This window comes from Aminobacter sp. P4_D5 (assembly GCF_056401815.1).
In genome coordinates this window covers 1-536 of the sequence record NZ_JBFUIP010001307.1, presented here as the reverse complement: position 1 = coordinate 536, position 536 = coordinate 1, and the positions used below count along the sequence as shown (strand labels likewise).

The window sequence follows — 536 nt, the reverse complement described above, 5'->3', positions numbered from 1 at the left end:
GATCTTCATCGAGCGCTTCGGCCGGCTTATCGACGAGGCGCGTGAGGCCGGCATGAAGCTTCCCGGTGCTGGGAAGCTGGCCGCCGACATCGTCACCTTCCTGCCCGTGATGCTCTCGCTCCGCCGCTGGCATATCCGCGACCTGATACCGGGCGCCGAGGCGGAGGCCGAGGTCGTGGCCTTCCTCATGCGCGGATTGGGAATCTCCGATGGAGCTTGAGGGGCAGCGCCTGCTGGTCGTCGGCGGTAGCCGCGGCGTGGGCCGCGCCATCGCGCTGGCCGGCGCGGAGCGAGGCGCCGATGTCGCCATCCTCTACCGCAGCCGAGTCGAGGAGGCCGAGGCGGTGCTCGAAGCCATCAGCGCGAAGGGCCGCCAGGCGCATGCCGTACAGGCCGACCTCGCCGATGCGGAGGCCACCCAATCCGCCATCGATGCGGCGGCCGAGGCGATGGGCGGCATCTCGCTGCTCGCCCATGCCGCGGGCGCGATGGGGCAATGGGCGAGCATCGCCGAGATGTCGCCGGCGGATTGGCAG

Annotated in this window: 2 protein-coding genes; both read left to right on the top strand. The window is 70.9% G+C overall.

Annotation, left to right across the window (positions count from 1 at the left end; translation table 11 throughout):
• The coding region (locus AC1DWF_RS38095) for a hypothetical protein (protein WP_476843584.1) at positions 1-220 on the top strand (220 nt) is incomplete at its 5' end.
• Positions 210-536 (top strand): SDR family NAD(P)-dependent oxidoreductase (locus tag AC1DWF_RS38090; protein ID WP_476843583.1); only part of this gene is annotated, 327 nt, incomplete at its 3' end. The genes AC1DWF_RS38095 and AC1DWF_RS38090, both read left to right, overlap by 11 nt.